A 7,827-nucleotide genomic window follows, 5' to 3' on the forward strand; every position below is an offset into this window, starting at 1 on the left:
CCGCGTACCCTCGTTCCTGTGAGTAACACCCTTCTGGACCGCGTCAACGCCGCGCTGGCGACCGTCAACGACCCGGAGATCAAGCGACCGATCACGGAGCTCGGGATGGTCGAGTCGGTCGACGTCGATGACAAGGGCACCGTCCACACCAAGGTCCTCCTCACGGTGGCCGGCTGCCCGCTCAAGGACACGATCAACCGCGACGTCAACGCCGCGCTCGCGAAGGTCGACGGCGTCACCGCCGTCGACCTCGAGCTGGGCGTCATGACGCCCGAGCAGCGCCAGGAGATGCGCAACGGCCTCACCGGCGGCGCCGCCCAGCGAGAGATCCCCTTCGCCAAGCCGGGGTCGCTCACCAAGGTCTTCGCCATCGCGTCCGGCAAGGGCGGTGTCGGCAAGTCCTCGGTCACGGTCAACCTCGCCCTCGCGCTCGCGAAGCAGGGCCTGAAGGTCGGTCTCGTCGACGCCGACATCTACGGCCACTCGGTCCCGGCGATGCTCGGCGTCGCCGACTCTCGGCCCACCCAGGTCGACGACCTCATCATGCCGGTCCCGACCGCCTCGGGCGTCTCGGTCATCTCCATCGGCATGCTCAAGCCGCGTCGCGACCAGGTCGTGGCCTGGCGTGGCCCGATGCTCGACCGTGCGCTCGTCCAGATGCTCGCCGACGTCTATTGGGGCGACCTCGACGCGCTCCTCCTCGACCTGCCCCCGGGCACGGGCGACATCGCCATCTCGCTCGGCCAGCACCTGCCCAACGCCGAGATCGTCGTCGTGACGACGCCGCAGGAGGCCGCCGCCGAAGTCGCGGAGCGGGCCGGCACGATGGCCGAGATGATGCACCAGCGCGTGGTCGGCGTCGTCGAGAACATGTCCTGGCTGCCCTGCCCGCACTGTGCGGCCGAGGGCAAGGAGCACCGTCTCGAGATCTTCGGCGCCGGCGGCGGCCAGCGGGTGGCCGACACCCTCTCGGCGCGGTTCGGCGCCGACGTACCTCTCCTCGGGCAGGTGCCGCTCGACCCGTCGCTGCGCGAGGGCGGCGACGCCGGAAAGCCGATCGTCGAGTCCGACCCGACCTCGGCCGCGGCCACCGTCCTCACCGAGATCGCGCAGAGCATCTCCGGTCGTGGCCGCGGGCTCGCGGGGATGCAGCTCGGGCTCACCCCCACGAGCAAGTTCTAAGGATCTGCCTGTAGGTTCGGCCCGTGTTCGGGATCGGCTTCGCGGAGCTCGCGGTCATCGCCTTCGTCGCCGTGCTCGTCCTCGGGCCGGACCGGCTGCCGGAGGTCGCCCGCCAGGCGGCGCGTCTGCTCCACCAGCTGCGCAACCTCGCGAACAACGCCCGCGACGAGCTCCGCGGCGAGCTGGGGCCGGAGTTCGCCGACCTCGAGCTGCGCGACCTCGATCCGCGTCGGATCATCACCAAGCAGATCCAGGAGGCGCTGGCCGAGGTCGAGGCCGAGGAGGCCGCGGCCAAGGCACCCAAGCCGCTGCTCGCCGGTGAGCGTCCGCCCTACGACGACGAGGCGACCTGAGCGAGCGCCAGCGCCGAGCGCCAAACTGTCACCGTGACAGTTTGAGCGTGGAGTGACAGCTGCGAAGTGTGACTCTCGACGCGACGTGTCACCGTGACACTTTGGGAGAGCTCAGTCGCGACGGCTCTGCACCGCCGCGACCACCACGAACGGCACCAGCGTGACGCGGCCTGCGTCTCCGGCCAGCTCGAGGAAGTCCTGGCCGACGCGACGGACGACGCCCTCGTGGCGCTGTCCGTCGACCCGGTGGACCCAGCAGCGCTCCCCCGACTCGGCGAGGCGGCGCAGCGCGGAGCCGAGGCCGAGCCGGGCGACCGCCGGCCAGGCCACCGTCGGGACGGCGCGCTCCGAGGCGCCGATCAGGCTGCCGACCGCGTCCTGACGCACGACCCAGTCGACCGCACCGGCGCTCAGCAGGAGCCAGCCGGTCGCGACGCGCTCGAGAGTGCCGTGCAGCGGGCCGATCCCTCGCACCTCGAGCGTCACCGCACGGCCGAGTGATGCCATCAGCCGGGCCGCGAACGTCACCTCGGCGTACTCCGCCCGGCGTCGGTCGACGAGCTCGGCCTCGCGGTCGCGCGCGTACGCCGCCTCCGCTTGGCTCTCGAGGTCGTCGAACAGGGCGAAGAGATCCTCTTCCCACGCCATGCCCGCACCCTGCCAGCGACGGCGACAGTGCTCAAGCACCGAGGCGTCACCGCAGCCGGTGGTCGCGTCCCGGTCAGGGGTCGGAGAGCAGCGGCCCGAGCGGGCCGAGATCGAGGTTGAGATCGTCGGCCGTGAGATCGAACCGGTCCTTGAGGTCCTCCATCGCCCGCTCGAGCGCCATCAGGCCGTTGCCCAGGTCCTCGATCTGGCGCTCGCTGAGATCTCCCTCGTCGACGCGGCGGAGCGCCTGCTTCTCCATGAGCTGACGCACCAGCTCGACGATCGTCAGGACGAGCTTCATCAGATCACGCTCGACCGACTCGGCATCGGTCTCGAGCCGCTGCGCCAGCTTCGTGCGGGGTTGGGTCATCGCGGCCTACCCTCCGCCATCTCCGCCCTGACCGACGCGATCAGGGCGTGCAGGCGGATCTGCACGAGGTCGACGCCCGCGAGCGAGATCACCAGGTCGCCGGCCAGCACGACGCCGCTGCCGAGGAGTCGGTCGACGAGGTCGACCAGCGCGATGCGCGTCTGCGCCTGTCCTTCTGCGGAGGTGAGGGTCATGGTGTCTCCAAGGTGGCGAAGGAGTACGGCGGCCAGGGCCCCGCGACGACCACGTCGACCCCGGCCTCCGCGTCGGCGATCTCGTGCACCCGGGCGGCGAGGTCGTCGCCGGCGTCCTGCTCCACGAGTGCCGCGAGGTTGAGCAGCATCTCCCCCTCGAGACCGGAGAGCCGGGGATCCTGCGCCGGCAGCCGTCGTACGGCGACGGCGCCGTCGGTGACCGCGTCCGAGACCCGCTCCGCAGCCGCGAGCGCCTCCGCGTCGGCGCTCTGTCGCGCCTGGCTCTCCGCCTTCTTCCGGCGCAGGTAGTCCGCCCCGCCGGTCGGCGCGGCCGCACTCGCCCGGGCCTGCGCCCGGGGCTTGGCCACGACCTTGACACTCCACTCGCGGCGGCCGTCGACGCGCTGCAGGGCGGCGCGGAGATCGCCGTACAGGTCTTCGACGCAGCGGCGGACGCCCTCGTCGTCGAGGAAGATCGTGGCCAGGCGAAGCGGCGCGGTCGGCGCCGCGGCGGTGGCCGCGCGGACGACGTCGTCGTGGGCGCGGGCGGTCTCCTCGAGCCAGCCGAGATCCTCCAGGTTCCGGCGCAGGCCGGCCTCGCCGTACTCCCCCAGGTCGACGTCGCTCACGAGGGCCTGGAGGTCGCGGTGACCGATCAGCTCCACCGGTGCTCCGGCGATCCCCGCGACGCCCCGGAGCGCGTCGGGCGGGAGTCCGGCGGAGACGGCGTAGACGTAGCGGGCCCGCTCAGCCATGGCGTTCCTCCTCGCGCTCGTCGGACCGCACCGCACCGATCTCCTCCGGTGCCTCCTCGCGCTCCTCGACGGCGTGCGCGTGCGCGGCCTCCAACGCCTCCACCCGCTCACGGAGACGTCGGTTCTCGTCGGCCATGCCCTGCTCGCTGGAGGTGAGCAAGGGGTCGTTGCGCCACCAGTCGATGCCCATCTCCTGGGCCTTGTCGACGGACGCGACGAGGAGCCTGATCTTGATGGTGAGCAGCTCGATGTCGAGCAGGTTCACCCGGATGTCGCCGGCGATGATGATCCCCTTGTCGAGGACGCGTTCGAGGATGTCGGCCAGCGACGCCGGGTTCGGCGCCCGCGAGGTGCCCTGAGGCGTCACATAGCTCCGGGGAGCGGGAGCCCCGGCAGCACTCTCGGTCATCGGTCCTCCTCGGCGGCCCCGCGGACGTAGCGGCGCAAGCGCCGGCACGAGACCAGGTCGCCGTCGCCGTCGAGCTCCACGGCGTAGCAGGCCAGCACGTCGGTCGTCTCCGGGATGCGGCGCAGCTCGAGCGCCTCGATCTCGATCCGCCAGCCGTCGTCCGTGCGCTCCATGCCGACGACCGCCTCGGCGTCACGGCCGGTGAGGTCGTGAAGCTGCTGGGCCGCGAGCGACGCGGCCTTCGCGCCCCGCAGGTGCGTCGGCCCCTGCCTGGGCTCGTGCCCGGGTTCGTGGGTCGACGTCGGAGTCGGCCTCTGCGTCGTCTTCGCGGTCGTCTTCTGCGTCGGTCGCCGCGGACGGCTGTCGTCGCCGCGTTGCGTGGCGTCTGTCATGTCTGTGTCGTCACCGGGTCCGGCGACGTCCCTCCATCAGTCGTTCGATCAGCTCGTCCTCCCAGCCGGCGGCCTCCTCGTCGCTCAGCTCGCCGGCCTCCCGGCGCAGCGCGACGTCCTCGAGTTGTCGCCGGATGGCGGCCGGGTCGTAGAACTCGCTCTCCGCCTGCCGGCGGATCTGCTCGGCGACGGCGGCGGCGCCGCGCGCCGGGGCGAGCGGCAGGGTGAGCAGGCCGGTGAGGAGGCCCATCAGTCCCCTCCGACGAAGTCGTAGGGCGCCGTAGGCCCCACCAGCCTGATCCGCATCCGGTCGTGTGCCGCCTCGGCCAAGGCCTCGAGCGCGTCCTCCAGGACACGCAGCTCCTCGGCCTCGACGAGTGCCACGACGTCGAGGATGTCGAGGCCACCGACCGGCCGGACGATCTCCGCGGCGACGTGCGGGCGTACGACGTCGAGGACCGTGTCCGCGTCCTCGGCGGCACGGTCGGCCACCGCGTGGGCGGCCAGCTCGCCGAGCCGGATCCGGTCGGCGTGACCGACCTCGTCCGGGAGGTCCTTCGTGCGCTCGCGCAGGTCGCGGACCTCCGGGTCGGCGGCCACGACCTCCGCGAGGACGGCGTCCTCGACGTACCGCGCCCGGATCTGCACCTGCACCTTGCCGGCGAGCTCCTCGAGGAGCGCGCTGAGCCGCTCCGCCTCAGGCGCGAGCACGCGGTCGACCACCTCCTGCTCGTCGGCGAGCAGCGACCCGAACTGGACGGGAACGACCGGGCCGTGCTGGGCGAGCCCGTCCACGATGCTGCTGTAGCGCATCAGGTCCTCCCGCCCAGGCCTCCAGCCGGGCATCACGCCGCCGACCACCGCGGCCAGGTCGTGGAACATCACCTGCCGCAGCGCTGCGCCGTCCGGTCCGACGGCGTCCTCGGGGACGGCCGGCGGGTGGGCGCCGACGACGCCGTACACGAGGACGGCGGCCTCTTCTCCGCCCGAAGTCACTCGGATCGCCTCCGCGAGGACGACGACCTCTTGGTCGGCCGGCGCTCGTCCTGGTCGCTCTCGTCGTCCTCGTCGTCGCCCTTGCCGATGGCCTCCTTGACGCTGTCCTTGGCGCCGCGCAGGGCGCCCCGCGTCTTCGACTCCGTCCCGCCGCTGCCGCGCAGGTCCTGGACGACCTCGCCGATGTCCTTCGCGCCGTGCTCATAGAGGTCGAGCCGGTTCGTCGCCTCCGCGAACCGCAGATAGGTGTCGACACTCGCGATCACGATCCGCGCATCGATCGTCAACAGCTCGATGCCCACCAACGACACCCGGACATAGGCATCGATCACCATGCCCTTGTCCAGGATCACCTCGATGACATCGGCGAGACTGCTCGGCGCCGGCCTCTCCAGGTAACCGCCCTGCCGTCGGCCGCTGGTCTGAGTGGTCATCGTCCTGTCCTCCTCGAGCGGGTCCGGCTCGACCGAGCCGGCGGTTCGTCGTCAGGCTGCTCCTCGGCGTCCTCCGGCTCCTCGTCCGGCTCTTCATCGAGGTCCTCCGCCTCGTCCTCCGGCTCCTCGTAGTCCTCGTCCGCCTCCTCGGCCTCGGCGTCCTCGTCGGCCTCGTCCTCGGCGTCAGGCTCTTCGTCGTACTCGGCCTCGGGCTCTTCGTCCGCCTCTGCCTCGGTCCCCTCCTCGTCGTACTCGGCCTCGGGCTCCTCGCCCTCCTGCGCCTCGTCGTACTCGTCGGCCTCGTCCTCAGGCTCCGCGGACTCCTCGCCGCTGTCCTCCTCGTCGCTGTCCTCCTCGTCGCGGTCCTCCTCGGAGGCGAGGGCGTCCTCGTGGGTCTCGACGACCTCGCCGTCCTCGATGGTGCCGCGCCACCCCTCGACCTGATCCGGGTCGAGGATCGTGCGGGTCATGACATGCCGGCGGAAGTGGAGCAGCTCCGCTCTCACCCGGCGGCCCTGGGCGCGCCAGAGGTTGCCGGTGCGCTCCATGAAGCCCTGGGGGTAGTACTCGAGCACGACGATGATCCGAGTGAGATTCGGGCCGAGCTCGTGGAACGTCACGGAGCCGTCGACGTGCCCCTTCTGGCCCTTGGACCGCCAGACGATCCGCTCCTCGGGGACCTGCTCGAGGATCGTGGCCTCCCACTCCCGGTGCGACCAGAAGATCTGTGCCTTCCACCGGAGCTTGGTGTCCTCCTCGGCCTCGACGTTCTCGACCTTCTTCATGAACGACGGGAAGGAGCCGAACTCCGTCCACTGGTCGTAGGCCACCTGGAGAGGTACGCCGACGTCGATCTCCTCGAGGATCGTGGTGGCCTTGGTGGCCTTGCCGCCACCGCCCTTCCCGCCCCCTTTGCCCGTCACCGTGTCCTTGACCCCGGACACGGCGCCCTTCAGCGCGCCGCCGACGGGCGAGCCTCCCTCGGCCTTGGCCTCGGCACCCTTGGCCACCGCCTTGCCGATCGGGCCGCCGCCGGCGACATCCTCGAGCTTCCCGGTGAGGCCGTCGAGGCGCGATCCGACCGTGTCGAGCGTCTTCTGCCCGAGCGCCGAGACGAGTCCCTGCGAGGCGTTCTTGAACCGGTCCTTGGCCTGCGTGCTGGCTGCCATCGGACTCACCTCCCCGAGCTCGCGGACTTCCGGCTGCCGCCGCCTCGCGGGCTGCTGCTCTTCTTCGCCGCCGGCCGAGGCGAGCTGCTCTTCTTGGTCGCTCGCCGCCGCGGCGGAGGCTCGCTCTCGGCATCCTCCGACGACGTGGCGGTCTCGTCGTCGGCCTGGTCCTCGGACGGGGTCTCGCCCTGGTCCTCGGACGGGGTCTCCTGCTGGTCCGGCGGCTCCTCACCGCCCTCCTGCTCGTCGACGGACGCCCCCTGCAGGGCCTTGGTCATCTGCTCCATCCGGGACGTCGCGACACCGAGCGCCGCGTCTCGAGCCGCCTCCTTGAGCCGGCCGCGGATCTGGTCCTGGAGCTTCTTGAGCTCGGGGCTCGAGTCCAACAGCTTGGAGCCCTGCTCCAGCAGGGACCCGCGGCCCGCCAGCCGCTGGCCGGCCAACAGGCCCGCGACGGTCACGGCGAGCTTCAGCTTCTTGGTCCTGCCGAGCAGGTAGCCGCTGGCGACGCCCACGGCGATCTTCGTGGTTGCTGACATCACTGTCTGAGCCGACCCCGCGCCCCTCCAGACGCGGAAGGTCGCTCCCTCCTTAGCGGCCGCGGTACCCGTGCTCGGGGACCACTAACACCTTCTCCCGCCGGCCGATCGGAGTGGCGTCAGTCATCGTCGTCGCCACCGGCGACGACATCCTCGACCTTCTCCCGCACGGCCTGGATCTTCTCCGCGGCGCTCTCGATGACGCCGCCCACGGCCCGCTTGCTGACCGCCTCGGCGCCCTTCTCCTGGAGGTCGTGGGCCAGATCCGTCAGGTCTCTCCCCCCGTGCTCGTCGAGGTCGAGCCGGTTGGTCGCCTCCGCGAACCGCAGATAGGTGTCGACACTCGCGATCACGATCCGCGCATCGATCGTCAACAGCTCGATGCC

General features: G+C 71.4%; 13 protein-coding genes and 1 pseudogene. 2 read left to right on the top strand and 12 right to left on the bottom strand.

The window, feature by feature from the left end:
• Positions 1–18 precede the first annotated feature (18 nt).
• Complete coding sequence (locus tag AB3X52_RS17305) at positions 19–1,182, top strand: Mrp/NBP35 family ATP-binding protein (RefSeq protein WP_367995345.1); 1,164 nt, start codon at positions 19–21, stop codon at positions 1,180–1,182.
• 23 nt (positions 1,183–1,205) lie between these two features.
• On the top strand, positions 1,206–1,535 hold the full coding sequence (locus AB3X52_RS17310) for a sec-independent translocase (RefSeq protein ID WP_367995346.1): 330 nt from the start codon (positions 1,206–1,208) through the stop codon (positions 1,533–1,535).
• 111 nt (positions 1,536–1,646) lie between these two features.
• Here AB3X52_RS17310 and AB3X52_RS17315 read toward each other — a convergent pair whose 3' ends face one another.
• The 12 genes and pseudogenes from AB3X52_RS17315 to AB3X52_RS17370 form a co-directional block, all read right to left on the bottom strand.
• On the bottom strand, positions 1,647–2,183 hold the full coding sequence (locus tag AB3X52_RS17315) for a hypothetical protein (RefSeq protein ID WP_367995347.1): 537 nt from the start codon (positions 2,181–2,183) through the stop codon (positions 1,647–1,649).
• A 73-nt stretch (positions 2,184–2,256) separates the two neighbouring features.
• A complete protein-coding gene (locus tag AB3X52_RS17320; protein WP_367995348.1) occupies positions 2,257–2,553 on the bottom strand; it encodes a gas vesicle protein K in 297 nt (98 codons plus the stop codon).
• Positions 2,550–2,747: a gas vesicle protein gene (locus tag AB3X52_RS17325; protein ID WP_367995349.1), complete on the bottom strand. Its 198-nt coding sequence runs from the start codon at positions 2,745–2,747 to the stop codon at positions 2,550–2,552. The genes AB3X52_RS17320 and AB3X52_RS17325 overlap by 4 nt, the downstream gene beginning before the upstream one ends.
• Positions 2,744–3,502: a GvpL/GvpF family gas vesicle protein gene (locus tag AB3X52_RS17330; RefSeq protein WP_367995350.1), complete on the bottom strand. Its 759-nt coding sequence runs from the start codon at positions 3,500–3,502 to the stop codon at positions 2,744–2,746. The genes AB3X52_RS17325 and AB3X52_RS17330 overlap by 4 nt, the downstream gene beginning before the upstream one ends.
• Entirely contained in the window at positions 3,495–3,911 is a 417-nt protein-coding gene (locus AB3X52_RS17335) for a gas vesicle protein (RefSeq protein ID WP_367995351.1), read from the bottom strand. The genes AB3X52_RS17330 and AB3X52_RS17335 overlap by 8 nt, the downstream gene beginning before the upstream one ends.
• Entirely contained in the window at positions 3,908–4,303 is a 396-nt protein-coding gene (locus tag AB3X52_RS17340) for a gas vesicle protein GvpO (RefSeq protein ID WP_367995352.1), read from the bottom strand. Before AB3X52_RS17340 ends, AB3X52_RS17335 begins: the two co-directional genes overlap by 4 nt.
• 10 nt (positions 4,304–4,313) lie before the next feature.
• The gene (locus tag AB3X52_RS17345; RefSeq protein WP_367995353.1) at positions 4,314–4,553 is read right to left on the bottom strand and encodes a gas vesicle protein GvpG; all 240 of its coding nucleotides are present in this window, start codon (positions 4,551–4,553) and stop codon (positions 4,314–4,316) included.
• Positions 4,553–5,299 carry a GvpL/GvpF family gas vesicle protein gene (locus tag AB3X52_RS17350; RefSeq protein WP_367995354.1) on the bottom strand — a complete coding sequence of 249 codons (747 nt, stop codon included), beginning with the start codon at positions 5,297–5,299 and terminating at the stop codon, positions 4,553–4,555. The genes AB3X52_RS17345 and AB3X52_RS17350 overlap by 1 nt, the downstream gene beginning before the upstream one ends.
• Entirely contained in the window at positions 5,296–5,733 is a 438-nt protein-coding gene (gvpJ, locus tag AB3X52_RS17355) for a gas vesicle protein GvpJ (protein ID WP_367995355.1), read from the bottom strand. Before gvpJ ends, AB3X52_RS17350 begins: the two co-directional genes overlap by 4 nt.
• Complete coding sequence (locus tag AB3X52_RS17360) at positions 5,730–6,902, bottom strand: SRPBCC family protein (protein ID WP_367995356.1); 1,173 nt, start codon at positions 6,900–6,902, stop codon at positions 5,730–5,732. Before AB3X52_RS17360 ends, gvpJ begins: the two co-directional genes overlap by 4 nt.
• Positions 6,903–6,907: 5 nt before the next feature.
• Positions 6,908–7,441 carry a hypothetical protein gene (locus AB3X52_RS17365; protein ID WP_367995357.1) on the bottom strand — a complete coding sequence of 178 codons (534 nt, stop codon included), beginning with the start codon at positions 7,439–7,441 and terminating at the stop codon, positions 6,908–6,910.
• A gap of 119 nt (positions 7,442–7,560) precedes the next feature.
• Positions 7,561–7,827, bottom strand: a pseudogene (locus AB3X52_RS17370) (gas vesicle protein); the annotation flags it as partial.

The sequence above is a fragment of the Nocardioides eburneus genome (assembly GCF_040838215.1).
In the GTDB taxonomy this organism is placed as follows: domain Bacteria; phylum Actinomycetota; class Actinomycetes; order Propionibacteriales; family Nocardioidaceae; genus Nocardioides; species Nocardioides eburneus.